Origin of the sequence: Microcoleus sp. B3-D7 (genome assembly GCF_036705305.1) — a bacterium.
In the GTDB taxonomy this organism is placed as follows: Bacteria; Cyanobacteriota; Cyanobacteriia; order Cyanobacteriales; family Microcoleaceae; genus Microcoleus.
This window is the reverse complement of record NZ_JAUBUE010000001.1, coordinates 73,621-99,190: the sequence shown is the minus strand read 5'-3', so window position 1 is coordinate 99,190 and position 25,570 is coordinate 73,621. Positions and strand designations below refer to the sequence as shown.

General features: G+C 46.8%; 22 protein-coding genes, 2 tRNA genes and 1 other annotated feature. Of the genes, 7 read left to right on the top strand and 17 right to left on the bottom strand.

The window, feature by feature from the left end:
• Window positions 1-50: 50 nt before the first annotated feature.
• Window positions 51-566: a thermonuclease family protein gene (locus tag QUB25_RS00370; protein WP_333181449.1), complete on the bottom strand. Its 516-nt coding sequence runs from the start codon at window positions 564-566 to the stop codon at window positions 51-53.
• 34 nt (window positions 567-600) lie between these two features.
• On the bottom strand, window positions 601-969 hold the full coding sequence (locus tag QUB25_RS00365) for a 2Fe-2S iron-sulfur cluster-binding protein (RefSeq protein WP_333040827.1): 369 nt from the start codon (window positions 967-969) through the stop codon (window positions 601-603).
• A gap of 213 nt (window positions 970-1,182) precedes the next feature.
• Between QUB25_RS00365 and QUB25_RS00360 the strand changes: the two genes are divergently transcribed.
• A tRNA-Ser gene (locus tag QUB25_RS00360) sits at window positions 1,183-1,267 on the top strand.
• A 469-nt stretch (window positions 1,268-1,736) separates the two neighbouring features.
• Here QUB25_RS00360 and QUB25_RS00355 read toward each other — a convergent pair.
• From QUB25_RS00355 to QUB25_RS00345, 3 genes are all read right to left on the bottom strand, one after another.
• Window positions 1,737-2,135: a transcriptional regulator gene (locus tag QUB25_RS00355; RefSeq protein ID WP_333181447.1), complete on the bottom strand. Its 399-nt coding sequence runs from the start codon at window positions 2,133-2,135 to the stop codon at window positions 1,737-1,739.
• Entirely contained in the window at window positions 2,119-2,892 is a 774-nt protein-coding gene (locus QUB25_RS00350; protein ID WP_333181445.1) for a type II toxin-antitoxin system HigB family toxin, read from the bottom strand. Before QUB25_RS00350 ends, QUB25_RS00355 begins: the two co-directional genes overlap by 17 nt.
• Before the next feature lie 82 nt (window positions 2,893-2,974).
• Window positions 2,975-3,838, bottom strand: a complete 864-nt coding sequence (locus QUB25_RS00345) for a pentapeptide repeat-containing protein (RefSeq protein WP_333181444.1) — start codon at window positions 3,836-3,838, stop codon at window positions 2,975-2,977.
• A gap of 17 nt (window positions 3,839-3,855) precedes the next feature.
• On the opposite strand from QUB25_RS00345, the gene QUB25_RS00340 reads away from it, so the two are divergent.
• From QUB25_RS00340 to QUB25_RS00320, 5 genes are all read left to right on the top strand, one after another.
• Window positions 3,856-4,785 carry a phosphodiester glycosidase family protein gene (locus tag QUB25_RS00340; RefSeq protein WP_333181442.1) on the top strand — a complete coding sequence of 310 codons (930 nt, stop codon included), beginning with the start codon at window positions 3,856-3,858 and terminating at the stop codon, window positions 4,783-4,785.
• A 153-nt stretch (window positions 4,786-4,938) separates the two neighbouring features.
• Window positions 4,939-5,595, top strand: a complete 657-nt coding sequence (locus QUB25_RS00335) for a HEAT repeat domain-containing protein (RefSeq protein WP_333181440.1) — start codon at window positions 4,939-4,941, stop codon at window positions 5,593-5,595.
• 222 nt (window positions 5,596-5,817) lie between these two features.
• A complete protein-coding gene (locus QUB25_RS00330; protein ID WP_333181439.1) occupies window positions 5,818-6,180 on the top strand; it encodes a hypothetical protein in 363 nt (120 codons plus the stop codon).
• A gap of 220 nt (window positions 6,181-6,400) precedes the next feature.
• Window positions 6,401-7,945: a ribbon-helix-helix protein, CopG family gene (locus QUB25_RS00325; protein WP_333181437.1), complete on the top strand. Its 1,545-nt coding sequence runs from the start codon at window positions 6,401-6,403 to the stop codon at window positions 7,943-7,945.
• A 183-nt stretch (window positions 7,946-8,128) separates the two neighbouring features.
• Complete coding sequence (locus QUB25_RS00320; RefSeq protein WP_333181435.1) at window positions 8,129-9,745, top strand: FAD-dependent oxidoreductase; 1,617 nt, start codon at window positions 8,129-8,131, stop codon at window positions 9,743-9,745.
• Window positions 9,746-9,896: 151 nt separating this feature from the next.
• Here the strand turns inward: QUB25_RS00320 and rplL are convergent, their stop codons facing one another.
• The 9 genes from rplL to rplS all read right to left on the bottom strand — a co-directional run bounded on the left by rplL (window position 9,897) and on the right by rplS (window position 14,472).
• Window positions 9,897-10,289: a 50S ribosomal protein L7/L12 gene (gene rplL / locus QUB25_RS00315; RefSeq protein WP_333037133.1), complete on the bottom strand. Its 393-nt coding sequence runs from the start codon at window positions 10,287-10,289 to the stop codon at window positions 9,897-9,899.
• A gap of 138 nt (window positions 10,290-10,427) precedes the next feature.
• A complete protein-coding gene (rplJ, locus tag QUB25_RS00310) occupies window positions 10,428-11,036 on the bottom strand; it encodes a 50S ribosomal protein L10 (protein WP_333065033.1) in 609 nt (202 codons plus the stop codon).
• A 29-nt stretch (window positions 11,037-11,065) separates the two neighbouring features.
• Window positions 11,066-11,238, bottom strand: a sequence feature (ribosomal protein L10 leader region).
• A gap of 110 nt (window positions 11,239-11,348) precedes the next feature.
• A complete protein-coding gene (gene rplA, locus QUB25_RS00305) occupies window positions 11,349-12,062 on the bottom strand; it encodes a 50S ribosomal protein L1 (protein ID WP_190663916.1) in 714 nt (237 codons plus the stop codon).
• A 199-nt stretch (window positions 12,063-12,261) separates the two neighbouring features.
• Window positions 12,262-12,687 (bottom strand): 50S ribosomal protein L11, encoded by a 426-nt coding sequence (gene rplK, locus QUB25_RS00300; RefSeq protein WP_006635588.1) that lies wholly within the window; start codon window positions 12,685-12,687, stop codon window positions 12,262-12,264.
• 3 nt (window positions 12,688-12,690) lie between these two features.
• Entirely contained in the window at window positions 12,691-13,329 is a 639-nt protein-coding gene (nusG, locus tag QUB25_RS00295; protein ID WP_242721257.1) for a transcription termination/antitermination protein NusG, read from the bottom strand.
• Window positions 13,326-13,559 carry a preprotein translocase subunit SecE gene (gene secE / locus QUB25_RS00290; protein ID WP_172186534.1) on the bottom strand — a complete coding sequence of 78 codons (234 nt, stop codon included), beginning with the start codon at window positions 13,557-13,559 and terminating at the stop codon, window positions 13,326-13,328. Before secE ends, nusG begins: the two co-directional genes overlap by 4 nt.
• Before the next feature lie 143 nt (window positions 13,560-13,702).
• Entirely contained in the window at window positions 13,703-13,912 is a 210-nt protein-coding gene (locus tag QUB25_RS00285) for a hypothetical protein (protein WP_333037135.1), read from the bottom strand.
• A tRNA-Trp gene (locus tag QUB25_RS00280) sits at window positions 13,883-13,955 on the bottom strand. The genes QUB25_RS00285 and QUB25_RS00280 overlap by 30 nt, the downstream gene beginning before the upstream one ends.
• 133 nt (window positions 13,956-14,088) lie before the next feature.
• Window positions 14,089-14,472, bottom strand: coding sequence for a 50S ribosomal protein L19 (gene rplS / locus QUB25_RS00275; protein WP_333037136.1), 384 nt, complete (start codon window positions 14,470-14,472; stop codon window positions 14,089-14,091).
• Between the two features lie 67 nt (window positions 14,473-14,539).
• Between rplS and QUB25_RS00270 the strand changes: the two genes are divergently transcribed.
• On the top strand, window positions 14,540-15,913 hold the full coding sequence (locus QUB25_RS00270; protein ID WP_333181432.1) for an inorganic phosphate transporter: 1,374 nt from the start codon (window positions 14,540-14,542) through the stop codon (window positions 15,911-15,913).
• A 45-nt stretch (window positions 15,914-15,958) separates the two neighbouring features.
• Here the strand turns inward: QUB25_RS00270 and QUB25_RS00265 are convergent, their stop codons facing one another.
• From QUB25_RS00265 to QUB25_RS00255, 3 genes are all read right to left on the bottom strand, one after another.
• Window positions 15,959-16,195 (bottom strand): hypothetical protein, encoded by a 237-nt coding sequence (locus QUB25_RS00265; protein ID WP_333181431.1) that lies wholly within the window; start codon window positions 16,193-16,195, stop codon window positions 15,959-15,961.
• Between the two features lie 147 nt (window positions 16,196-16,342).
• A complete protein-coding gene (locus QUB25_RS00260; RefSeq protein WP_445251921.1) occupies window positions 16,343-20,392 on the bottom strand; it encodes a non-ribosomal peptide synthetase in 4,050 nt (1,349 codons plus the stop codon).
• A 151-nt stretch (window positions 20,393-20,543) separates the two neighbouring features.
• Window positions 20,544-25,532 (bottom strand): amino acid adenylation domain-containing protein, encoded by a 4,989-nt coding sequence (locus QUB25_RS00255; protein ID WP_333181427.1) that lies wholly within the window; start codon window positions 25,530-25,532, stop codon window positions 20,544-20,546.
• Window positions 25,533-25,570 lie beyond the last annotated feature (38 nt).

Genomic DNA, 25,570 nt, shown 5'->3' with positions numbered 1-25,570 from the left:
GTTATAACTGAGGAGTTTTTATTCATTAACTAATGACTAATGACTACTGACTATTTCCGATTTTGCTGGCGAAATTCTGCAGGAGTTTGGCGCAAAGCTCGTTCTGGATTCCACAGACCTTTACCCATCAGTCTCGCCCATTCTTGAGCGTTGATGAGTCGCTGTTGATATTTGGTGTTGGGCGATCGCACTGAGGCCAGGGCATAACCTTCTTTGATTAGCTGTTCGTTGAGCAAATTTTTATCTTGCCACAAGTAAGCTAGTTTGCGATCGAACTGGTCTTTCTCTTCGATGTCGGATTCTAACAATACCTGTTTTCCCCCAATTAGCTGTTCTAGTCTTTGTTTGGCTGCTTCTCCCCAAGGCTGCTGTTTTAAATCCGGCGCATCAATGCCAATCAGCCTGATTTGTTCTAATAAGGCTATTTTGTCGGCTGTACTGATAACTTCGATTGTTTGGCCGCTGATGGCCCTTTCTACTTTGGCGATCGTACCTTGGGGCATTTCTGGTTTTTGGCAGCTAGCTAACAACAGACAAAGGGCGATCGCACATAACCGATAAAGCATGGATAATTGGTAGTTGATAATTTATCAAATTGCCTCACTCTTCATCCAACGGCAAACCGGCTTTAACTTTACCTTTGCCGAAGTAACGGCCGAATTGCAGTTCGTACACTTCGTCTTCGTCTTGCGTCTCTACCTCAATGTTGGAACGGGGATAGCTGACGCACAGCAGGGCATAACCTTCTTTTTGCAGTTCCACAGAAAGCCCCATTGCTTCTGGCTGGTGCAGTTCCCCCGAATTGACGCGCACCGCACAGGCTGTACAAGCGCCGTTGCGGCAGGAAAAGGGCAATTCTACTCCTTGGTTTTCGGCGCTTTGGAGGATGTAGCGGTCTTCGGGTACTCGCACGGTGTGGCGATCGCCTGTCTGTCTGTTATGAATTTTAATTGTGTAAGAGTTTGTCATGGAATTTTAGATTTTAGATTTTAGATTTTAGATTGGGGTTGGCGGGGCAAGATCCTTGAAATGAATGGGTTTGCGACCCGGGAGGAGAACCCAAGCCTGCCCGTTTCACACCCTACCCATATTAAACAGCAAATTTATGCCGTTACCCCTTCCCAAATCAGATTTGTTCTGCTAAGATAGTTTAGCTGTGGCTAAATGAATGAATTTAGCCCTGGAGAGGTGGCCGAGCGGTTGAAGGCGCACGCCTGGAAAGTGTGTTTAGGGCAACTTAACGAGGGTTCGAATCCCTCCCTCTCCGTTAAACAAGCTGTTTAGGCAAAAAAAACCAGCTTGCAACAAAAATCTCTGATATGAGATAAATACTTTGATGAGAGCGAGAGTCCTTGAATTCTTTTAGAAAAATCAAGGGCTCTAGCTTTTATATTTTTGAGTGTAAATTACGGGCGATCGCGCCTAGCATAAACGCCCCGATATAATGCCAATAGTAGAAAACCATAGTGACGCTCCTACACCAATGGCCAGTGATATGGTCTAAGAGCGTCACTTAATTGTTTTTTCCAAATTTATCTTAGAACTAATCATACCTTAATTCCGCAATGCCCATCGGTAACATTTAGGGACTGCCGGCCTAGAGTCAGATGCCTCTGAAATGGGCATCGGGCATCGGGCATGGGTAATAGTTAGTGGTTACTGGTTAGTAGTTTTTCTAATCACAAATAACCTATGCCCTATTCCCAATGCCCAATTTCCAATGCCCAATTTCCAAATTAAATGAACAAGCTAGGTGAGATTTTAAAATAATCGCCTAGTGCCTTAGCTTGTGCCTTGCTAATTGCTCTTTTCCCATTCACAACCTCAGACACCACACCGCTCGATCCAATAATACCTACCAAGTCCGCTTGACGGGTGCCGCTGGATTCCATGATGTGTTGCAAAATCTCATGAGGCTCCGATTTGTCCATCGGATAATTTTCTCTCTCGTAAACTTCAATCAGCGTGACTAACAACTTGTATAAAGCTCTCTCCTCTGGAGTGAGGTTTTTAGCGAACGTTAGCCGTTCTGCCACTGCCAGGAGGCGATCGTATTCCTCTTCGGTTTCGATCGCCCTAGGAGCGATTTCTGCAAGCAAGTTGCTATAAGTGGCTCGCTCAAAAGTAAGGATCATTTTTCCATTTGTCTTTGTCGTATTCAGCGTGGGTTAGGAAATATTTGTAGTAAATAGTTTGGTTCTCGTAGTTGATGCCGACAATCAGGCGATATTCGTTGCCCTTGATATTAAAGACTGTCAAGTCTCCTACTGCTTCGGCATCCCGGTAAATATTGCGAACCTCCTCCAGATTCTGCCATTCTGCTTTCTTTATAGTGTCGTTCCAGCTATCAATTTGATTTTTGACATCTGGGTACTGGGCAGCATCTTTACGGAGGTTCCGGATCGAGATTAAGTGCATGAGTTTTTCTTTGATTTGTTCTTTTGTTTTGCATAGTGATTTTCCGATTGATTGATTGACTACTATGTCTATACTCTCATTTCGAGAGGGAAATGTCAAGGCCCGAGCGAGTAAAAATTCTTTAACCCACTCCAAGTGGGTTTTGTCTGTGTAGGCGCGGTTGGAAACCGCAGGCTTTATCTTTAATCCCACTCTTCCTCCCCCGACTCGATCCTCATCGTGTAAAAAAGCTTCTAGCAGCGTGGTTTGAGCGAGATCCTCGCAAATCAGAGTCAGCGTTTTAGCAGAGGTTCTACGCACGATAGGGTTGCGGTGATGTGCTAGAGCTTCCAGCAAAAAAGGAGTTGCAGGTTTGCCCATTGAGCCGAGAGTTTCGGCTAAACTCAACCTCACCATTCCCTGCGAATCTCCCATACATTCGACCATCTTTTTGAGCAGTTCGCTGTCCTTGGGATTGAAAGTTGCCAGGGCCATTTGCTCCCTCACCGTTTGCAGCAAAGCGTCGCTTTCTGCTGGATCAATTGCTGTTTGAATATCAGTCGGGTAATTTTAGATTTTAAATATTAGATTTTAGATTGAGGTAATTTATATCGAACTTAGCATCAGCGAGATTTGCCCCTCTGAACGACGTACCCTCAGCATTTCCAATCTCTCGAACAATAGCCGAGAAAGACACAAACGCAAACCAAAGATACAGCAGCGACAGCAAACCGAAACACATACCCCAAAACAGTTTGTGAGTGCTCAGAAAAGCGCTCGCCGTTGCACTAAACAAAAAAGCCGCTGCGTAAGTCGCCACACTTCCAGCCGATGCGATCGCCACCTGGGCAAATTGGCCGCGAATCCGGGAACTCACAAAAAACATTAACACCCCGCCGATCGCCATTCCAGCAAGAGCAGCCTGGGAATTATTATTAGTTGCAGTGCCAGCATAGAAAAATCCCAACAAAGCTCCTGATAGAATAGCAGAAATTGTTTGTGCCAATCTACCCGCTTTTGAGGTTTTTGGCTGTTTGCTGGCGATCGCCGAAGCGAAACCAGCAGCGCTCAAAACCCCGTACAGCAACAGAACAAAAGGCCAACTGCGAGAGCCCGGTACTTGTCCTTGAGCTCCCAAAATCAGTCGAGTCAGAACATCGCCCACAACCAAACAAATCGCGATCGCCCCAGCACTCAAAACAACGATCTGTCGCCTAGAAAGCCCGATTTTCGCACCGAGAAAATTCGCACCCGCTAACTGAGCATTTCTAAAATTGCACCCTCGAACATCCGCACCGCTGAAATCAGCACCGTTAAGAACTTGTCCTTGGAACGATCGATTTCGTAAAATTTGATTGCTAAAATTATTGGAACCTGAATACTTCACATTAGTACAGGATGCTTGAAAATATATAAATCTGTCAGTGTTCCCGTCCCCCATCTCAAATCTAAAATGGTATGACTTATCGACCCACGAGCAAACAAATTTGGCATATTCTCGGTCTCGGAATATTGCTCGCACCAATACTACTTTACAACATTCCCTACTTTTTGCGTCCCCAACAAACAAACGAAGCCCGATCGCTATTTCAGGGAATAGCCTACCGCAGGGAATTTCGGACTAATCCGCGTCCCACCCTAATTCACATTGTTAGCATCGACCTAAAAGCGCCGGGAATAGGAATTTTTGTCACTCCCGGAAACCCAACACCCGATTTAACAGAAACCAATGCCCGCACGGCTACTGAATTCCTGAAAGAATTTAAATTGCAATTAGCAGTCAACGGCAATTTTTTTTATCCCTGCATCGAGCAAGCACCTTGGAATTACTATCCTCGCAGTGGCGATCGAGTAAATAACGTCGGACACGCCATTGCCAAAAGCCAAGCTTATTCTCAACCAGACCTAGCCTTTCCAGCCCTTTGTTTTGATGCCAAAAACCGCGCTCAAATAATCGAAAACGGCACTTGTCCTGCGGGAACAGCCTATGCAGTTGCCGGAGATACTTTGCTGGTGAAAAATGGCAAAACTGTAGCACAAAGTCAGGAAGAACGCAAACAGGATAAACCATATCCCCGTGCAGTCGCGGCGATCGATAAAACAGGCAACAAGTTCTGGTTAATTCTGGTAGACGGCAAGCAGAGGCTTTACAGTGAAGGGCTGAAATTGAGCGAAATAACTGATATTTCGATGCAGTTGGGAGCCGATACTGTACTAAATTTAGATGGTGGCGGGTCCGTAACTTTTGCAGTAGCATCGCCGTCAGGGCCGAAACTGTTGAATGCTCCGATTCAGAATAAAATCCCCATGCAGGAACGTCCACTTGCCAATCATTTGGGATTTTATGCGCGGGATAATAATGATGCCTCCGCATACTCAAATAAATAGGGTATTGATTGCCTTCATTACTAATACAAAAGTCCGCTTAAATACCCACAAAATTGCTTATTCAGCAGTGAGTTTTTTTTTAATCTGCCCAAAATCCGGGAATAATTGCTAAAATTGTAAATAAAAGTAACAAAAGTAAATTTTAATTGGCTTATGGAAATTAGCGAAATCCAAGCAGCGCTGCAAAGTTCGGATTCTCAAGAGAGGCTGCGGGGGGTAACGGCTCTGAGAAAGTGCGATTCTGCGGTGGCGCTGCCGATGTTGCTGAGCAAAGTGGACGATCGCGAGTTTATGGTACGATCGTTCGTGGCGATGGGATTGCGACAGATTCAAACTGCGGAAGCTTTTGCGGCGCTGTTAAAAATGATGCAGTTCGATCGCGATCCGAACGTGCGAGCAGAAGCCGCTAACTCTTTGTCAAGGTTTGGAACCGAGGCAATTTCTCATTTAGTGGAAGCTTTTCGCCGCGATGACAATTGGCTCGTCCGCCGCAGCATTATGGCTCCTCTGTATGAAATGCAGTGTCCTGATGCAGTATTTGAAATTTGTGCGATCGGTCTTGGCGACGAAGATTTACCTGTTCAGGAAGCAGCAATTGACGGATTTGGTGTGCTGGCAAATACCCAGAAGCAAGAAGAGGCATTGCAGCAATTATTACCTCTAGTAAGTTCGGATTACTGGGGAATTCGGCTGCGAGTTGCTCGCGCCCTGAGCAAGTTTGACAATCCTCAAGCTCGCGCTGCTGTGAGCTATTTGGCAAAAGATCGAGATCATCGGGTTGCAGGTGGGACTTTGGAAGCTTCGCTGTAAAACAAGGGCTTACAACCTCAAGCAGACCTTAAACTCTTAAACCCCCCCTAGATTAGCCCGATCGCCCTCCCCATATTACGGATTGTTACTTTGTTTATAATAAACGAGACAGGGGCGATCGGTATGCTTGACGCTCGCTCTTAGTTTTGCCATCAGAGTTAATTCGCCATGTACCAGCCTTTTTGGGAATACCTAGAGCAATAGCTGTTTCAAAGGTTTGATTTGCAAAGTCGGCCTATTCCTTCGGCGTTGGAAGTTAATGTCAGCCGTGGCAAAACCCCCGCTACTATCGGCAGTTGGTGTTACGACTGTCGGCAATTACGGAAAATCCGCTACACTTACATCGATGCGGGTGAATCTGCTCAACTTTTTAATGGCGTGATTTATCCGACTCACAATTACGATTTGCCGCTGTTGGGAATTCACCTCTTGTCTTTGGGCAAGAAGAAAATTTTGGTGCTTCTCGACTTTCAGCCGCTATTTAGAGATGAGGCTTATATAGCAAAATACTTTCTGGCGGCTTATTTGGATTTGGTCGATCGCGCCGAACCGGTGAAATCGGGCGCAAAGTTAGATAGTATCTAACAAGCTCAACTGTTATATCTGCGGTATCGTGCCGAAAAAAAAACCGTGCCAGGGAATCTTCACGGGGTTCTACGGCGAGGAATCGACCGAATGGTATATTCACGAATTTTTGTTCAATTGGGAACAGAAGCTGGCACAATTGGTAAGTAACAAGAATTAATTTTAATAGAAACTTCAGCCACTACACTTATTAGTGTAGGTTGGCATGAGGAAAATGCCAATGGTCAAAAAAAATCGCAATGTAGTTAGTTCCAATTCAGAAAGTAAAGTCAAAGTCGGACTTTCGCTGACTTCTTCTAGTGCCGATAGATTAAACGTGATCGCTCGCAAGCTCGGAATATCAAGGTCAGAACTCCTAGAACGCTTGGCACAAGGCGCTCTGGATATTTCTAAGGACAAGACGGAAGTTACTGTCACTTGGAAAAAAGGTGAAGAAACGGAGGTAGATGCCCCCGACTTGCAAGGGGAAACACCCGAAGAAAGCGAAATTAATGAGGCTGTAACGGCAGAAACTCTATCGGACTCGGTGAGTGTAAAGCCAAATCCGCTGCAAGAAAGTTACGAAACTTTACAGCAGCAGTTGACTGAACGCGAAAGTTTGATCGCTTCTTTGCAGCAGCAATTAGCTACCGAAAAGCAAAATCTCGAAAGCCAATTGCAAGAAACAGTAGCCAAGTCAAGTTACGAAAGTTTACAGCAGCAGTTGAGTGAACGTGAAAGTTCGCTCACTTCTTTGCAGCAGCAATTAGCTACCGAAAAGCAAAATCTCGAAAGCCAATTGCAAGAAACAGTAGCCAAGTCGAGTTACGAAAGTTTACAGCAGCAGTTGAGTGAACGCGAAAGTTCGCTCGCTTCTTTGCAGCAGCAATTCGCTACTGAAAAGCAAAATCTCGAAAGCCAGTTGCAGGAAACAGTAGCCAAGTCAAGTTACGAAAGTTTACAGCAGCAGTTGAGTGAGCGCGAAAGTTCGCTCGCTTCTTTGCAGCAGCAATTGGCCGAAAGAGAACACCGGGAACACGAGTTTCAGCAACAGCTAGGCGAAAAATCCAGTGTTCTGGAATCTCTGCAGCAACAGCTAGGCGAAAAAGAACACCGGGAACACGAGTTTCAGCAACAGCTAGGCGAAAAATCCAGTGCTCTGGAATCTTTGCAGCAACAGCTAGGCGAAAAATCCAGTGCTCTGGAATCTTTGCAGCAACAGCTAGGCGAAAGAGAACACCGGGAACACGAGTTTCAGCAACAGCTAGGCGAAAAATCCAGTGCTCTGGAATCTTTGCAGCAACAGCTAGGCGAAAAATCCAGTGCTCTGGAATCTTTGCAGCAACAGCTAGGCGAAAGAGAACACCGGGAACACGAGTTTCAGCAACAGCTAGGCGAAAAATCCAGTGCTTTGGAATCTTTGCAGCAGCAACTAGCCGAAAAATCCATTGCTCTGGAATCTTTGCAGCAGCAATTCGCCACCGAAAAGCAAAATCTTGAAAGCCAATTCCAGGAAACCGTGTCGAAGTCGAGTTACGAATCTTTGAAGCACGAGTTAGCAGAAAAGTCAAGTGCGATCGGCGACTTCCAAGTTAAACTGACCAAGTTGCAATATCTGGAAAATGAATTGAGCCAGAGTGCGGCGATACAGCGAAATTACGAGGCTTTGCAGCAACAGTCTCAAGAACAGCTAAGAACCATCAAAGCTTTACGGGAACAGCTAGCTCAAATGCAGGCTGTGGCGGGGATTGGCGAAGCTTATCTCAACAAGTGGCGGCGTCCCTGATTCTCCCATCGGCTACGGCAAAAACTCCGGTTGCTTTGGGCGATCCGGCTGCACCTTACCCCTGAAATGTCCTGTCAACTCGGACTCCTTCCTCTTGTAGCGATAGATTTAAAACTGTCGCCACAAGAGCTTTTTATTGCCAAATATGAGCATACTATTAAGAAATATTACAATAAATAAATTATGAGAGGCGATCGCACCCCTTTTGGCAAATCCAATCCAGCAGACACTAAGGGCCGCGTCACGGTAATTGGAGGCGGAATCGGCGGGCTGACAGCAGCAGCTCTGCTAGCCCGCAGAGGATACAAAGTGCTAGTCTTAGACCAGGCGATCGTCCCCGGAGGATGCGCTTCCACCTTCAAACGCAAAGGCTTTACCTTCGATGTCGGCGCCACGCAGGTTGCAGGATTGGAACCCGGAGGCATTCACCACCGAATTTTCTCAGAATTAGACATAGAACTCCCCGCAGCCACACCCTGCGATCCCGCTTGTGCGGTGTTTTTGCCGGGAGAAACCGCACCGATTAGCGTGTGGCGAGATCCGCAAAAGTGGCAGGAAGAAAGGCAGCGGCAGTTTCCTGGAAGCGAACCTTTTTGGCAATTATTGTCTGCATTGTTCAAAGCTAGCTGGAACTTTCAAGGGCGGGACCCAGTTTTACCGCCCAGAAACTTATGGGATTTCTGGCAATTAATTCAAGCTGTTCGCCCCGATACTCTAATTACTTTGCCTTTCACTTTTATGACAGTGGGAGATGCTTTGCGGCTTTGTGGGTTGGGCGACAATTTGCGCTTGAAAACTTTTCTGGATTTGCAGTTAAAATTGTATTCTCAAGTCGATACCGAAGAAACGGCGCTACTTTACGCGGCGACGGCTTTAGGAGTTTCGCAAGAGCCACAGGGATTGTATCATCTACAAGGAAGTATGCAGGTATTGAGCGATCGACTGGTAGAGGCGATCGAACGAGACGGCGGCAAAGTTTTGTTGCGGCACACAGTTGAAAGTATTGTCACAGCCAACGGCAAAGCCACCGGTACAGTGATTCGCAATCAAAAAACAGGCGAAGTTTGGACAGAAACTGCCGATCGCATTGTTGCCAACGTGACCGCGCAAAATTTAGTAAAATTGTTGTCAAGCGAGCCGATTGTCGAAAATTTAACAGATAATTTATCGGTTAAATCAGAGACTTCAGAGACAACAAATCAACTCCCAAATCAAATGGCAGGCTACAAATATCGAGTCGATAAACTGCCGCCCGCATCCGGTGCATTTGTCATATATTTGGGAGTGCATGAAAGCGCAATTCCGAAAAATTGTCCGCCGCACCTTCAATTTCTCTACGATTACGACGGCGAGATAGGGGAGAATAATTCCTTATTTGTTTCTGTCAGCCATCCGGGTGATGGCCGAGCACCGAAGGGCATGGCGACAATTATCGCTTCCTCATTTACTGATACTCGAATGTGGTGGAATTCTGTTGATTATGAAGGATTAAAGCAAAAATATACCGCAGGGGCGATCGCGCGTTTGAGCGAATATTTCAATTTGACGCCAGAGTCGATCGTACACCAAGAAGCCGCCACACCCCGCACCTTTGCCCACTACACAGCGAGAGATAGAGGCGTTGTAGGTGGCATCGGTCAGCGAATACCAACCTTCGGGCCCTTCGGATTTGCCAATCGCACACCCATTAAAAACTTGTGGTTAGTAGGCGACTCCACCCATCCCGGAGAAGGCACTGCCGGTGTTTCCTATTCTGCTTTAACAGTAGTGCGACAAATGGAAGCTGCCTCTAAAATCTAAGAGGACACGGCAATGCCGTTTCCCTACGCCAAAAATAATTAATCGCGCGAGAGATGTAACTATCGCGCGATTAATTTTAGGGAATAGTCAACAGTCAACAGTCAACCATCATTCCGGTGTCACCGGAATTGATATCAACTACATTCTCTGACTACTTGATAGAAATTTTTGCGCCCACAGCTTCAAGCTGTTTCTTCATTTCTTCAGCAGCTTCCTTAGCAATAGCTTCCTTAACTGCTTTCGGTGCGGCTTCTACCAAATCTTTTGCTTCCTTCAGGCCCAGACCGGTAATTGCGCGGACTTCCTTCAGAATGGCGATTTTCTTGTCAGCAGGAACTTCTTCCAGCATGACAGTAAATTCGGTTTGCTCTTCTACGGGTTCAGCAGCGGCTCCACCACCTGTACCGGGCATCATCATCATGCCGCCGACAGGAGCCGCAGCGCTGACGCCGAAAGCTTCTTCAATTTGCTTGACCAATTCAGAAGCTTCGAGCAAAGTCAGAGACTTAAGTTTTTCCAAGATTTCATCAGTTGCAGTAGACATTCGTTAAACTCCTAGTTCGATTGTAGGTTTGGGATTTGGAATTTGAGATTTGCTCATTCATCATTAGTTTTTCGTCTCCAGTCTTCTATCTATTGCTAAATACTAATGACTGAGGACTAATGACTAATTACTAATGACTTACACAGATGCGCTTTCTGCTTCTGCTTCTGGTTGCGCTTCTGCTTGTGCTTCTGGTTGTGCTTCTGCTGCTACTTCTGCTGAATCGCCGTCTTTTTCAGCATAAGCTTTAAGACCGCGAGCGATCGAAGTAGGAACTTGATTGATACCCACAGCCAACTTGGTTGCGACACCGTTGATAGCGCCAGCAATTTGAGCCATGAGTTGTTCTTTCGACGGCAGATCAGCTAATGCTTTAACATCAGCTTCTTTCAGTACCCGTCCTTCCATCACGCCGCCGCGAAGTTCAGTCTTCTTAGAGACTTTTTGGAATTCTTGGTAAGCTTTAATCGCGCCGCCAATATCTTCTTGCACGAACAGAAATGCCGACGTACCGGTCAGCAATTCCTGTATCGGCTGCCAGGTTTCGTTGCCTTCAACCGCAATTCGCATCAGCGTGTTTTTTGCCACTTGGCAACTGCTGCCTTTCGGACGCAAACGCCGACGCAAATCTGTAATTTCAGCAACAGTTAAGCCCGTGTAGTCGATCACGATCGCCAGTTGAGATTCGCTCAAGGTTTGCTTGAGGTCTGCAATAATCTCATTTTTTACTGCTAAAGTTTTGCCCATACTTATTTCACCTCCTTTTAGGATCGAAAACTGCCCACCAAAAACCCCGACCTTAGAGCCGGGGCAGAGAATTAAAAATTAACAAGTCAGAATTAAAAATAGAAAATTTCTAATCTTTGAGTCTTGAGTTTTTATTTCTTCAGCCTCGGCAGGAAATTAAGCGGTCGGCACCTGCGGTCTTCAGCTTATTGATTTTTGATTAGGCTATCATCAGAAGGCAGAGATTAGCAAGGGTCTGGCGTAAGTCTTGTGAGAGATTTACACAGACAGCCGAAGCTGTCTTTTACCTTCTGCCTTCTGCTTAATTCTGTACTAGGCAGCATCAAGTTTGGTATCGCGCAGAGCACTGATATCGACTTCGATCGACGGGCCCATTGTTGCGGATACGTACAAACTGCGCCAGTAGCGACCTTTAGCACCAGAAGGACGGTTGCGGTCAACAGTTTCTTGCAAAGCATGAAGGTTGACGAGCAAATCTTCCGCTGAGAAAGCTGCCTTGCCAAACATAACATGAACGATGCCAGTTCGATCGGCACGGAATTCTAGTTTACCACCTTTAAACTCGTTGATCGCCTGAGCAATGTCAGTCGTCACCGTGCCACCTTTCGGAGAAGGCATCAAACCGCGCGGGCCCAACAACCGACCCAATTTTGCCACCAACGGCATCACGTCTGGGGTAGCAATCAGGCAATCGAAGTCCATCATGCCCTTCTGAATTTCATCGATCAACTCTTCAGAACCAGCAATATCCGCGCCGGCATTCAGAGCTTCTTTAACTTTTTCGCCCTTAGCAATCACCGCAATTCTGACTACTTGACCAGTTCCTTTTGGTAGCGATACAGTTGTCCGCAACTGTTGGTCAGTATATTTCGGGTCAATTCCCAAACGGATGTGAGCTTCAGCAGCTTCGCCAAACTTAGCGGTTGCTGTTTCTTTCAAAAGTTGCAGAGCTTCCAGCGGTAGATAAGGTCTGTCTTCAACTTTCTTTTGAAGTTCTTGCAGTCTTCGGGATACTTTCTTTGCCATTGCTATCTCCTGGGGTCAGTTGATTTTAGAGTTTAGATTTTAGAATTGAGCCGTTTTGGCCATTTCAAATCTAAAACATTTGCGATTCTTAGCGAAGCTTTGCTTCTCCCCCTGAATCGACTTAGGACTTACGATTTGAGCTTGAAGATTTTAGCTTCAAAATCATGAATTACTGACAACTGCCAACTGGCAACTGACTTTAATCCGCGATCGCCACGCCCATATTTTTAGCCGTTCCTGCCACAATTTTCATAGCAGCCTCAACATCATTAGCATTGAGGTCAGGCATTTTGGTTTCAGCGATTTCTCGTAACTGAGCCTGTGTAATCGTCCCTACTTGCTTGCGGTTAGGTTCTCCCGAACCTTTAGCAATGCCAGCCGCTTTTTGAATCAAAACCGACGCCGGCGGGGTTTTGAGAATAAACGTAAAACTGCGGTCTTCAAAAACCGAAATTTCTACCGGAACCACCAGACCTGCTTGGTCTGCGGTTCTAGCATTGTACTCCTTGCAAAACATCATAATATTGACGCCGTGCTGACCCAGAGCTGGGCCGATCGGAGGAGCTGGGTTGGCTTTTCCCGCCGTAATCGCCAACTTAATTACTGCAACAACTTTCTTTGCCATTAGTTAGTTCTGTTTCTGAACCTGATTGAACTCCAATTCTACAGGCGTATCGCGCCCAAAAATCGAGAGTAAAACTTTGAGCTTGTTTCGTTCCGGGCTAACTTCAATCACATCACCTTCAAAATCCTTAAACGGCCCGGAAAGTACCACAACGTGGTCTCCAGTAGACATCGATACTTTGACAACTGGTTCTGATTCCTGAGCGTTTCTGAAGATCCGTTCTACTTCCGAATGACTCAGAGGTAGCGGTTTGACGTGACCCCTGCCGCGCCCGTAGCGGCGTTTCTGCTCTGCCCCGACAAAATTAATTACATTCGGGGTATTCTTGATCACCTGCCACGTATCCTCGTCCATAAACATACGGATGAGTACGTAGCCGGGAAAGATTTTTTCATCTGACTGCCGCCTGGAACCGTCTTTGCCGACTTTGATTGCCGGAGTTTGCGGAATTTCTACTTGAACGATGCGATCGGCAACATCCAAAGTTTGAATCCGCTGATCCAAGTTTGCCTTCACCCGCTTCTCGCAGCCAGAGGCAACTTGAACAGCATACCAGCGAGCATCAATCTCCGGCACATCTGGCGATGCTGCCTGTCCAGTCGCTTCTGTGGAATACTCAGATTCTTCTGATGCAAAAGTCATGGCCCAAACACCTTTCCCGCGCCCCAGTTAAAGAAGTTATCCACCAAATAGATCAGACTTGCTGAGAGGATTACCATCAAAAGCACGGCCAAAGACTCGCTGATTAGCTGCTGCCTGCTGGGCCAAACCACTTTGTCGAGTTCTTCTCTAGTTTCCTTAAAAAAACCCGCAGGGTTAAACCCAGGCGCCGTTATTTCTTGAGTTTCTTGAGCTTCGTCTTTTTTCGCCACGATTCAATCCCCCTTGCGATTTTAGATTTTAGATTTTAGCTGGTGTGAGTGGCTCGCGGCTCTCAGATTTTGTGACACTAACCACTTACGCCCAAGTCCCAAATCTCAAATCTAAAGCCACGACTTTTTACAAGCCCAACCAATCAACGGCGTAAATGCCGATCGCCGAAACCGATGATCGAGAAGCCACACCGAGCATTTGTTAATGGCATTTTTTGCGAACCGCCCACAAAAATTAATTCTACCCGAAAGTTTGCGGTTTTGACTGTTGCCAGCCAATAGTCCGGGCGCTTTCGGGCAGAATTTAATGTTTGGTGATTCAGCGCGCCCTGGAGGACTTGAACCCCCGACATCAGGTTTTGGAGACCTGCGTTCTACCAACTGAACTAAGAGCGCACAGGTGAGGTTGCTGAAATTCGCTTAACCTCTAGATTTCTATTTTAACACAGTGCGCTCGTAAATGGGAAACTTTTTTTGAAATTTTTTAATTTCCCATGAACCATGAACCAAATGGAAGCTGGGTGCATTCCTACAGGGAGCGATCGAACCGCTGTTTGACGCGAGTAGCTTTGCCCACCCGATCGCGCAGGTAGTAAAGTTTTGCTCTGCGAACTTTCCCGCGGCGCATCACTTGGATCGTAGCGATGCGGGGCGAGTGAATCAAAAACACCCGTTCCACGCCGACGCCCTGAAACACGCGGCGGACGGTGATTGTTTCATTAATCCCGCCGTTACGCATGGCAATCACAGTCCCTTCGTAGGGCTGAACCCGTTCTTTGTTACCCTCTCTAATTTTCACGCCGACTCGCACTGTGTCGCCAACGTAAATTTCGGGAACTTGTTTATTGAGTTCTTGCTTGACTCTATCTATTTCTGCCGTCTCGATAGAACGGATTATTTCTGCGCCTTTCATCGGATTTACCAAAACTCACAATCCCTTATCATATATCGAAATGCCCGTTTTATGTCAAAAAATTTCTATGTTAGATACCTCTGGGGTCGTATTTCTGCAACTAGGGGCAATGGCCGCACTCGCCTTGTACGTCGCCGCCAACTTGGGAGCCAACGATGTCGCTAACTCGATGGGAACATCCGTAGGCTCGAAGGCGCTAACGCTGCGACAGGCAATAATTGTTGCAGGCATACTGGAGTTTTCCGGCGCAGTGCTCTTCGGGCAAGGAGTTTCCGAAACTCTCGCAACAGGAGTTGTGAATGCACAAGCGTTCGCGGCCAAACCGCAAGTATTTTTGATCGGGATGGTGTCAGTGCTGATAGCTTGCGGGATATGGCTGCAAATCGCTACCAGTCGAGGTTTGCCGGTTTCTTCATCCCATGCAGTGGTGGGCGCGATCGCGGGTTTTAGCTGTGTTGCAGCCGGAATTAATGCGGTTGATTGGCGAACCATCGGCACAATCTCCCTAACTTGGGTGGCGACACCTGTTGCTAGCGGTGCTTTAGCCGCACTATTTTACAGTGTCGTGAAGTATTCGATTCTCGATCAGCCAGATCCTCTATCTCAAATGCGCGAGTGGATACCTTGGCTGAGTGCAGCAATGCTGAGCGTGTTTGGCGTAATTGTACTGCCGTCTGTTGTGAATGTCGCTTTGGTGCAGACAGGGGCGATCGCCCTAGCCCACGATCGATTCGGCTGGAATCTTCCAATTCACGATATTGTCATTGGCATCGGGGCAATAGCTGCGATCGGCTTGACACTCAATAGCTGGAAAAAATTAGAATCAGTTGAGAAGGAAGAAGAAAGAAGGAAGAAGGAAGAAGCAAAAGGGGATAAGGGATTCGGCCCAAGTACAAACTCCTCCCCCACTCCGACACTCCCTCACTCTCCCATCGAGCAACAAATGGCGAGATTTCAAGTCTTGAGCGCCTGTTTTGTAGCATTTTCCCACGGTTCCAACGACGTAGGAAATGCAGTTGCTCCCCTAGCTGCGATCGCCTACATCCGGCGCACAGGTTCCTTTCCCTCAGAAGATTTCAGCGTTCCCCTGTGGATTTTAGTCCTCGGAGGCGCAGGAATAGTCATCGGTTTAACCATCTGGGGCAAAAATGTAATTGCCACAGTCGGCGAAAAGATCATCGAACTCCAACCAAGCGGCGGATTTTGCGCGGAATTAGCCACAGCCACCACAGTCTTGCTAGCATCCCGCTTCGGTTTGCCAGTTTCCACATCCCACGCTTTAGTCGGTGCAGTTGTCGGAGTCGGGCTGATCAAAGCTTGGAAATCAGTACGCTTGCAAACTTTGCTGTCAATTGGTTCGGCTTGGCTGGTGACAATTCCGATCGCAGCAGGTTTGGCTGCTATCATCTTCAGCATCGCGCAATCCATTGGGCAATTTTAGATTTTAAATTTTAGATTGAGGCATTTCAGAAGAGTCAACAGTTAACTAATCCTTCTGATTGCCTCGGTTGGGATAAACTCGCGAAGGCAAAAGTTTCCAAGCCGCAGCATCTGCACCCCAGTTGCGAAAAATCTTTACAGACGCGAAAATTGTAGCGAAACGCCAATTATAGCAACGCTTCCAGTCTGGAGGCCACTGGGCGGTTTCGTCAGCGGCTTGCAAAGCTCTGACTTCAGCTTCGAGTGCTGTGGCGTGGCGCTGCATAATGATTTCTAGTTGCAAAAAGTGTTCTTCGGGCGATCGCAATTTTTTTACATCCTACAAACGTAATAACAGTGATTTTACCGGACATCAGATTGCCCACTTCTTCATAACTAATAATAATTTCCCATATCAAACCCGGTGGCGGCGCACAAGCACGCGGGTTCCTCAATCACTTAATTCCTTCTCCAAGCAATGCTTTAGCTGTTGAGCCAGCACCTCGACCCCTGGCTTTCTCAACATAGTAAGATGATTTCCAGGAACTCTAATCACCTCTACTTTTTGGGTCGTTAATTCGCTCCAGCCAAGAGTCGGATCTTGAGGACTCATGCTTAGCTGTTCCCTCGATCTAAACAGAGTAATTCGCTGCGGATAAATTTTCGGTACATAGCTGAGAGTTGCTTGACTATTAGCCTGAAATACAGTAAACATTGAGGGAATTGCCAGCTCACGCCAGCTCCGTTCTTTTGACTCCTGAGATAGGATGCTAACCATAACGGCCTGTTTCCAATTCCAGCGATGCAAAAAATTAGCTGCCAAATTAAGCATCTTATTTAATTTCGGAAACTTGGCAGCAATACCGCCACTTTGAACATTTTCCGCAGCAGCCACCAAGCGAAAATAATCTACTACAAAAGGCCAGATAGAGCGCGAAACAGTAGTCAGAATAAACTTGCAACCGTCCCAAAAAGAAGGTTTGTTAGCAGAAACCGGCGCTAAAGTATCCAGCACAGCAAGCAAAGCCACTTCATCCCCCGCTGCGAGCAACTGTTGAGCCATCTCAAAAGCAACCAAACCCCCAAAAGACCAACCTCCTAAAAAATAAGGCCCTTTTGGTTGAACTGTACGCAAGGCTGCGATGTAGTCAGTCGCCATGTCTTCAATCCTAGTTAACGGAGAACTTTCGCCGTCAATACCCTTTGGTTGCAGTCCGTAAAACGGTTGATTTTCTCCTAGCTGAAACGCTAACTCGACATAAGGAAATACCACGCCAAAGATGGGATGGACGCAGAAGAACGGGGGATTTTTACCGCGAGGCTTAATTGCAACTAAAGGCGACCATTCCAGAGAATTTGTTTCTGAATATAGCGAATCGGCTAAACCTTCAATTGTCGGATTTAAAAAAAGAGCAGACAGCGGCAATTCGCGCTCAAATTGCTGGTTAATCTCATTGATGAGGCGGATTGCCAGCAGGGAATCTCCACCCAAATCAAAGAAGTTGTCGCCAATGCCAACGCACTCTGCGTTGAGGATTTCGGCCCAAATTTTGGCGAGGGTTGACTCGGTTGGTGTGCGAGGTGCAATGCAGCTTTTATCTATTGAATTGCTAGTTAGAGTTCCCGGTACAGGTAGGCGCTGGCGGTCGATTTTGCCATTGGGAGTTAGGGGCAGAAAATCCATCGCCACAAAAGCATTGGGAATCATGTAATTGGGCAGTTGTTGTTTAAGGAAGTTGCGTAGTTCCCCGGGATTAAGCGTCTGATTGTGATTGGGGACGACATAAGCAACTAGGCGTTTGTTGCCAGACCAATCATCCACAGCAACCGCCGCTGTTTCTTTGACTGCTGGATGCTGAACCAGCAGCGCTTCAATTTCTCCCAATTCTATTCGATAACCGCGAAGTTTTACCTGTTCGTCAGTGCGGCCTAAAAACTCAATATTGCCGTCGGGAAAATAGCGAGCTAAGTCACCAGTTTTATAAATTCGTTCTCCTACTTTCTGGCTAAACGGATTAGCAATAAATCGCTGGGCGGTTAATTCGGGGCGGTTCAGGTAGCCTCGCGCCAATCCGCTGCCGCCGATGTACAATTCACCGGGAATTCCAACGGGTACAGGCTGTAAGTTTTCATCTAAAATATAGAGTTGAGTGTTGGCAATTGGGCGGCCTATGGGCGGTTTTTTGCAATCGCCAATTTCGGCCAAACTTGACCAGACAGTCGCTTCTGTAGGGCCGTAAGCGTTAAAAAATCTGCGCCCCGAAGCCCAGCGTTTAACAACATCGGGGGAACAGGATTCGCCCGCACAGATGATTGTTTGCAGTGCGGGAAGTTGGGCGTTTGGAAGGACAGCTAGCAGCGAGGGCGGGAGGGTAGCGTGAGTAATAGCATTGTCCTGCAAAAATTGGATTAATGTTTGTCCGGGCAACAAAGATTCTTTCTTGGCACAGTAAAGTGTTGCTCCGGTTCCCAAGGCCATGACAATCTCAAAGATTGAGGCATCAAAACTCAGGGAGGCAAATTGCAAAATGCGGTGATTTGAGTTTAAGTTAAAAGCTTCTTTTTGAGCCAGGGCTAAGTTGTATAGTCCGCGATGTTCGATTAAAACGCCTTTGGGTTTTCCGGTTGAACCAGATGTGTAAATGACGTATGCTAGGTTTTCTGGTATGATATTTGTAGTTGGATTTTTAGAGCTTTGTCTGGCGATAATTTCTCTGTCGGAGTCCAAACACACTACTGAAAAAACTCCGTAATTTTCCGGCTGCGTCAAGTTTTTTGCTAAGTGCTGCTGAGTTACCAAAATCGACACCTGAGCATCTTCTAACATGAAATTAAGGCGCTCTTGAGGATAAGTTGGATCTAAAGGCAGGTAGGCTGCGCCTGCCTTGATAATGCCTAGCGATCCGACGATCGCATCTAAAGAACGTTCTACACAAAGCCCCACTAAAACTTCTGGTGCTGCTCCCAATTGCTGCAAGTAATGTGCAAGTTGGTTGGCTCGGCTGTTGAGTTGGCGGTAGGTTAACTGCTGGTTTTCAAAGACGGCGGCGACAGCATCGGGCGATCGCGCGACTCGATCTTCAAATAGCTGATGGAAACACTGGTTTTGCGGATAATCTCTCTGAGTGTCATTCCAATCGATTAATAATTGCTGGTATTCTGGCGCTGTCAGCAAAGCCAAGTCGCTGAGGTGCTGTTTGGAATTGGCAACAATGGCTTCGAGCAGCGTTTGGAAATGTCCCGCCATGCGCGCAATTGTGGCGCTATCAAATAAGTCTGTGCTGTAGACCAATTGCCCTTGAATACTTCCTGCATTTTCCCACAAGTGGCACTCTAAATCGAGCTTGGCGGTTCCCGCGTCAAAGTCGATCGCCTCTCCAACGATTCCCGGCAATTCTAGCGCTGCTACAGGAGTGTTTTGCAGGCTAAAACTAACTTGAAATAGGGGGTTGCGGCTCAACTCGCGATCGGGGTGCAATTCCTCAACCAACTTCTCGAAGGGCAAATCTTGGTGAGCGTAGGCTGCCATTGCGACGTTTTTTACCCGATGCAATAGTTCCCGAAAAGTTGGGTTTCCTGATAAATCTGCACGCAGCACCAAACTGTTGACAAAAAAACCGATTAATGGTTCTATTTCGCTCTGGTTGCGATTGGCGATCGGCGTTCCTACTGCAATATCTACTTGTCCTGTATAGCGGTACAGCAAAGTTTGAAAAGCGGCTAGTAGAGTAATAAATAAAGTCGCCCTTTCTTGCTGGCTCAATGACTTTAGCGCCTCGCTCAAAGCAGGTGATAGCGTTATAAATTGTTTAGCGCCGCGGTAGGATGGAACGGCAGGTCTTTGCCTGTCTGTTGGTAGATTGAGTGCGGTAATTCCGTTTAACTGCTGCCGCCAATAAGCTAACTGCGTTTCTAATACTTCGCCCTGCAACCATTGGTGCTGCCATTCTGCAAAGTCAGCGTACTGCACGGGCAGTGCTGGTAAGTGCGAGATCGCATTTTTTACAAAGGCTGTGTAAAGCGTTCCCAGCTCTCGAATTAGCACTCCAATCGACCAACCATCAGCCACAATATGATGTAAATTCAGCAACAATATATGTTCTGTTTCACTGAGCTGTAACAGCGTTACTTTAAATAACGGCCCAGCGGCTAAATCGAAAGGACATTGCGCTGCATCGGTTGCGAGTTGCAGCGCTGCGGTTTCCTGCTGAGTTGGCGAAAGATTTTGTAAGTCGATTGTGGGGAGAGATACGGTTAAAATGGGAGCAATAACTTGTACGAGTTCCCCTTCCAAAAGCGTAAAAGTAGTGCGTAAAGTTTCGTGCCGCTGCACAATTTCGTTGAAGGTTTGCTCTAAGGATTTGAAGTTGAGCGAACCAGTTAAGCGGAGCGCTGTTGAGACATTATAGAAAGGATTGCCCGGTGCTAATTGATTGAGGAACCAAAGCCGCTGCTGAGCAAACGATGCTGGAAATACAAAAACTTCTGTTTCTTGCTGCATATTTATCGAAATTGCATCCTGTTCAACAGCCACCCTTTTTATTTACTTTCTCCCTTCAACATCTTGCCAAAGTCAAAAACCCTCTTAAAATTATCTGCGTTTATCAGCGTTAATCTGCCCTTCATCTGCGGTTGCTCTATCAATCAAAAAATTATGCAATAGGTCCATTAAAAGACGATAACTTTCGCCGCCGACTATCGCGCGAAATCGGCACTAAAGCCGGAGCATCACTTTTAGCATTCTTATCTTTCAAACCCTCAACAATCTTAGATAATTCTGCAATTGTCGGCGCTTCAAAAACCCGGCGCAAAGGCAACTCTACCCCAAAAGCATCTCGCACTCTAGAAACAAGCTGAGTCGCCAGCAGCGAATGACCTCCTAATTCAAAGAAATTGTCCCGGATACCCACTCGCTTTATCCCCAAAACCTCAGCCCAAATTTTCACTAAAACTTCCTCAATAGAAGTATGAGGCGCAACATAACCGCCAGCCCATTCTAACTTAATCGGCTCCGGTGCAGGCAAAGCAAGGCGATCGACCTTTCCGTTAGCCGTCACAGGTAGCGACTCCAGCACCACAAAAGCCGACGGAACCATATATTCCGGCAGTTTTTCTGCTAGAAAAGCCTGCAACTGCGACACTAATTTACGCGCTGCTTTAGCTTGTAAGGGGTTGTTAGCATAAGAGCGCCAAGGACGCAAGTTATCGCTTCTGGTTTCTCGCACAAAATCTCTGGTTTCGCCCCGTGTAAACACTACATCGTAGCGCCCTTGACTGTCGGAATTAGACCAACTAATATTAACATTATACGGAACTTCCAAAGCATACCACGCTTCGGGATCGACTCCTAAATCCTCGATTTTTTCCACGGCTTTCTGCAACTGACCTGCTGTTGGAAATTTATCGACAACAGACAGCAATTCTGCCGCCTTAACTGCTGCCGTTACCCGTGCATTAGGCACATTAGCAATTCTTAAAACATCGAGTTGATTTTGCAATAATATTTGTTGCACCTTGGTAACAGTCAGCTTCTGATTTTTATCCAACCAATCCAGCCGTTTTTCTGCGCCCCGCTCCCCTTTCGGCAATGATTTGGGGCGTGCTGTTTCCGACGCAATATGCAAAATAGCATTGTACCGAAAATCAGTTAACTCATTGCGATCGCTACCGCGAATTAATTGAATCTCTACGCCACCAATCTGCGGAAAGCGGTGCTTTAATGCGCCAAAAAAATTTGGATCAATAACTAACTCTGTTTCTTGAAAAATTTGCATTTGTACTCGCTGCTGCAACTGTTCGCCCGCGAGAGAAGGTTCGGCTTGATACAGTTGTACCGAAGCGTGAAAAGCTGCCAGCAACGGCAAGCTGCGGACATCTCCGATGAATATAAAGCCGCCGGGGGCAGTTGCTTTCACCGCACCTTCTAGCACCTGCACCAGATAGTCGATAGTGGGGAAATATTGCACGACTGAGTTGAGAATTACTGCGTCAAAAGCTGCTGTCTCTACTCCTTCAAAATCGGTCGCCATTTTCTGAAGCAGCGTTACATTAGCTAACTGTTGATTTGCCAAGTGCTGCCGAATATAGTTGAGCGAAATAGGTGAAAAGTCTGTGCCGCAATATTGAGTGCAGCGAGGGGCAATTTTGAACAGCAATAAACCTGTGCCACAGCCAATTTCTAACACTCGGCTAGGCTGCAAAGCTAAAATTTGGGCGGCTTGATTGTTCGCCCAGTCGCGCATCTGTTCTGCTGGGATTGGCTGATTAGTATAACTGCTATTCCAGCCGACAATATTAAATGTTGGCTCTGACTCAACGGCAGGTTGATTGTAAGTTTCATTGTAGAGCATTTGCCACTGCAAAACCTGTTCGTCCTGCAATTGCATTATTTGGTTTTTTTCGCGGGCAACGCTATATTCTGCATTCAGGGCAATATAAGCTACTAAACGTTTATCTCCTTGTCCATCTTCGGAAGCTATTGCTACAGTTTGCTGCACGGCCGGGTGTTGAGTTAATAGTGTCTCGATTTCTCCTAATTCGATGCGGAAACCGCGAATTTTTACTTGTTCGTCGATGCGTCCTAAAAATTCCAGGTTGCGATCGCCTCTGTAGCGCACTAAGTCGCCGGTTTTGTAAATTCGCTCTCCTGAATTTGGTTTAAACTCAGATGTTGCACTATTATCCAGAACAGGCATCTTGCCTGTTCCACAAAGAGTGGGGTGGGCACTATTATCCAGAACAGGCAAGATGCCTGTTTCACAAGAGATGTATTTTATTGTGGAACAGGTATCTTGCCTGTTCCTAAACAAGTCATTGAGAATGGTGCCTGAATTTGGTTTAAAAGGATTGGGAATAAAGCTTTGTGCGGTTAAATCTGGGCGGTTGAGGTAGCCACGAGCGAGTCCGTTTCCGCCGATGTACAATTCGCCAACAACGCCCACGGGTACGGGCTGCAAATATTTGTCTAATATGTAGATTTGAGTGTTAGCAATGGGGCGGCCAATTGTCGGGGGGATGTCTGTTTGCTCTGTTACAGGAATATAACCGGAAGTTGTGACGACGGTGTTTTCGGTTGGGCCGTAATTATTTACTAGCTTAAATGGATGGGATTTTAAAGGATGTTGTTGCAGTTTTTCGCCGCCTGTGAGCAAGATTCGCAACGCTGTTGTTTGAGGCCAATCTAATAGCAAAACTTTCTCGGCTAAAGGTGTTGGCAAAAAGCTAATGGTGATGGCTTTTGATACTAACCACTTTTGCAGTTTTTCCGGATCTCGCCTGATGTCATCTTCTGGAAAGTAGATGCTAGATCCCGCGGCGAGATAAGGCCAAATTTCCCACCCGCAAGCATCAAAGCCGATCGCTGCAATTTGCGTTGCTCGATCGCCCGCTGACACCCCAAACTCTCTTTGATGCCAAAAAACGAGATTCACCAAGCTCCCGTGCTCAATTTCAACTCCTTTCGGCTTTCCCGTGGACCCGGAGGTGTAAATCGCGTAAACCAGATTTCCGGCTGTGGCTGCGCTGGTGGGATTGTCGGCGATTTCTTGGGAAATCATCTCCCAGTCTGTGTCTAAACAAACTATCTGTAAATTGGGCGCTCGCAAATTCTCTACCCATTGCTGCTGAGTTAAGACAACAGATAATTGAGCATCTTTTAGGATAAAGCTCGATCGCTCAGCAGGATAGCTCGGATCTAAAATTAAGTAAGCTCCTCCCGCTTTCAGGATACCCAACATCCCCACAATCAGATCGAGCGATCGCCCGCAGCAAAGCCCGACTAAAACTTCCGCCCCAACCCCAATTTTTTGCAGGTAACGTGCTAGTTGGTTGCTGCGGAGATTGAGCTGCTGATAGGTAACTCGCTCCTCTCCAAATACCAGCGCCACCGCCTCCGGTGTCCGAGCGGCCTGCATTTCAAATAGCTGATGAATGCACAAATCTTGCGGATAATCTGCCTGAGTATTGTTGCATTCAACTAACAAATGATAGCGCTCTTGGGCGCTCAAATATTGTAAGTTTGCTATGCGCTGTTCGGGATTTGTCACAATGCTTTCTAACAAGGTTTGAAAATGCCAGATCAGGCGGGTAATCGTAGCTTCATCAAATAAATCAGCACTGTAAATAACCATGCCGCTGATGCCCTCGGAGCTATCAACCCACAGCTTATTGCTGGGCGATTGGTTGCTTTCCGAGCTGTTGGGCGATCGCTCCCACAAATGAAACTCCAAATCAAACCGCGCTGTACCCACATCTAACTGCTGCGGGCTGAGTGTTAATTCTGGCAATTCTAACCGATTCCCCGGCGCGTTTTGCAGCGCAAACGCCACCTGAAATAAGGGATTTTGGTTCAACGCGCGATCGGGGTGCAGTTCTTCTACTAACTTCTCAAACGGCAAATCTTGGTGAGCGTAAGCTCCTAATGCTACCTCTTTGACTCGGTTTAAAAGTTCCCGAAAAGTTGGATTTCCCGACAAATCTGTACGCAGCACCAAACTGTTGACAAAAAACCCGATTAATGCTTCAATTTCACTGCGGTTGCGATTGGCGATCGGCGAACCTACAACAATATCTTCTTGCTGCGCGTAATGGTAAAGCAACGTTTTAAAAGCTGCCAGCACAGTCATAAACAGCGTCACTCCTTCGCGCTGGCTCAACGTTTCTAAAGCCTCGCTCAGTTGTTTTGGCAGTTGCAAAAATTGCCTTTTGCCTCGGTAACTTTGAATTGGTGGCCTCGGTCGATCCGCAGGCAAATTTAGCATAGAAATGCCGTTTAACTGCTGTCTCCAGTAAGCAAGCTGCGTTTCTAAAACTTCCCCTTGCAGCCATTCGCGCTGCCATTTGGCAAAATCAGCATACTGGACCGACAAAGCCGGTAAAGGCGAAGGTTTTTCGCTAGCAAATGCCGTGTAAAGTGCGCCTAATTCCTGAACAAGCACTCCGATAGACCAACCATCGGAGACAATGTGGTGCATATTCAGCATTAGTAAATATTCGGCATCATCTAACTGCAATAATGTGACTCGCAGCAACAAGTCCTCGGACAAATTGAAAGAGCGTTGAGCTTCCTGGGCGGTGAGCCTGTTTGCTTCAGTTTGTCGAGATTCCTTTGGCAAATTTCGCAAGTCCACTACATTAATCGGAAGGTGGAAAGCAGCAGCTATTCTCTGAACGGGTTGCCCCGAAACTACTGCTAAAGTCGTGCGTAAAGCTTCGTGGCGGCGCACAATTTCATTGAAGGTTTGTTGCAGCGCCGCAAAATTGAGCGAACCTGTCAAACGCAAGGCTGCGGGAACATTATAAAAGGGATTGTTCGGGACTAATTGGTCGAGAAACCACAAGCGCTGCTGTGCAAAGGAAAGCGGTAGATTTCCGTCCCGCCCCATCGGAATAATCGGTGTAGGAGTGAAACTAGAAGTACGATTAGCTGCTTTTAAAAATGAAACAATCTCGGCTTTTCTCTGAGAAATTTCGGCGCGCAGTTCTGGTGTAAGAATTCCTTCGGGAGCGTTGCAGCGCAGGCGAGAGTCCTCAACAAAAATATTAATATCTAGACTGCGAAGGTAAGATAAAAACTCAACTAACTCCACCCTGACAGAATCTCTCGCATTTGGCGATGAACTCGCTATTTTTGGATCGGGCATTTTGAGTCATCCTGTCATTACTTGGGCAAATCAATCAA

Excerpts from the sequence above, each read along its gene's own strand:
- QUB25_RS00325 (WP_333181437.1), top strand. The coding sequence starts at position 6,401 with ATGGTCAAAAAAAATCGCAATGTAGTTAGTTCCAATTCAGAAAGTAAA.
- QUB25_RS00355 (WP_333181447.1), bottom strand. The coding sequence starts at position 2,135 with ATGATCCTTACTTTTGAGCGAGCCACTTATAGCAACTTGCTTGCAGAA.
- QUB25_RS00255 (WP_333181427.1), bottom strand. The coding sequence starts at position 25,532 with ATGCCCGATCCAAAAATAGCGAGTTCATCGCCAAATGCGAGAGATTCT.
- QUB25_RS00260 (WP_445251921.1), bottom strand. The coding sequence starts at position 20,392 with ATGCAGCAAGAAACAGAAGTTTTTGTATTTCCAGCATCGTTTGCTCAG.
- QUB25_RS00350 (WP_333181445.1), bottom strand. The coding sequence starts at position 2,892 with ATGGCCCTGGCAACTTTCAATCCCAAGGACAGCGAACTGCTCAAAAAG.
- rplJ (WP_333065033.1), bottom strand. The coding sequence starts at position 11,036 with ATGGGCAAAACTTTAGCAGTAAAAAATGAGATTATTGCAGACCTCAAG.
- QUB25_RS00285 (WP_333037135.1), bottom strand. The coding sequence starts at position 13,912 with ATGTCGGGGGTTCAAGTCCTCCAGGGCGCGCTGAATCACCAAACATTA.
- QUB25_RS00320 (WP_333181435.1), top strand. The coding sequence starts at position 8,129 with ATGAGAGGCGATCGCACCCCTTTTGGCAAATCCAATCCAGCAGACACT.
- QUB25_RS00335 (WP_333181440.1), top strand. The coding sequence starts at position 4,939 with ATGGAAATTAGCGAAATCCAAGCAGCGCTGCAAAGTTCGGATTCTCAA.
- rplA (WP_190663916.1), bottom strand. The coding sequence starts at position 12,062 with ATGGCAAAGAAAGTATCCCGAAGACTGCAAGAACTTCAAAAGAAAGTT.
- QUB25_RS00270 (WP_333181432.1), top strand. The coding sequence starts at position 14,540 with ATGTTAGATACCTCTGGGGTCGTATTTCTGCAACTAGGGGCAATGGCC.
- QUB25_RS00365 (WP_333040827.1), bottom strand. The coding sequence starts at position 969 with ATGACAAACTCTTACACAATTAAAATTCATAACAGACAGACAGGCGAT.
- rplL (WP_333037133.1), bottom strand. The coding sequence starts at position 10,289 with ATGTCTACTGCAACTGATGAAATCTTGGAAAAACTTAAGTCTCTGACT.
- QUB25_RS00370 (WP_333181449.1), bottom strand. The coding sequence starts at position 566 with ATGCTTTATCGGTTATGTGCGATCGCCCTTTGTCTGTTGTTAGCTAGC.
- QUB25_RS00345 (WP_333181444.1), bottom strand. The coding sequence starts at position 3,838 with ATGGGGGACGGGAACACTGACAGATTTATATATTTTCAAGCATCCTGT.
- nusG (WP_242721257.1), bottom strand. The coding sequence starts at position 13,329 with ATGACTTTTGCATCAGAAGAATCTGAGTATTCCACAGAAGCGACTGGA.
- rplK (WP_006635588.1), bottom strand. The coding sequence starts at position 12,687 with ATGGCAAAGAAAGTTGTTGCAGTAATTAAGTTGGCGATTACGGCGGGA.
- QUB25_RS00340 (WP_333181442.1), top strand. The coding sequence starts at position 3,856 with ATGACTTATCGACCCACGAGCAAACAAATTTGGCATATTCTCGGTCTC.
- rplS (WP_333037136.1), bottom strand. The coding sequence starts at position 14,472 with ATGAAAGGCGCAGAAATAATCCGTTCTATCGAGACGGCAGAAATAGAT.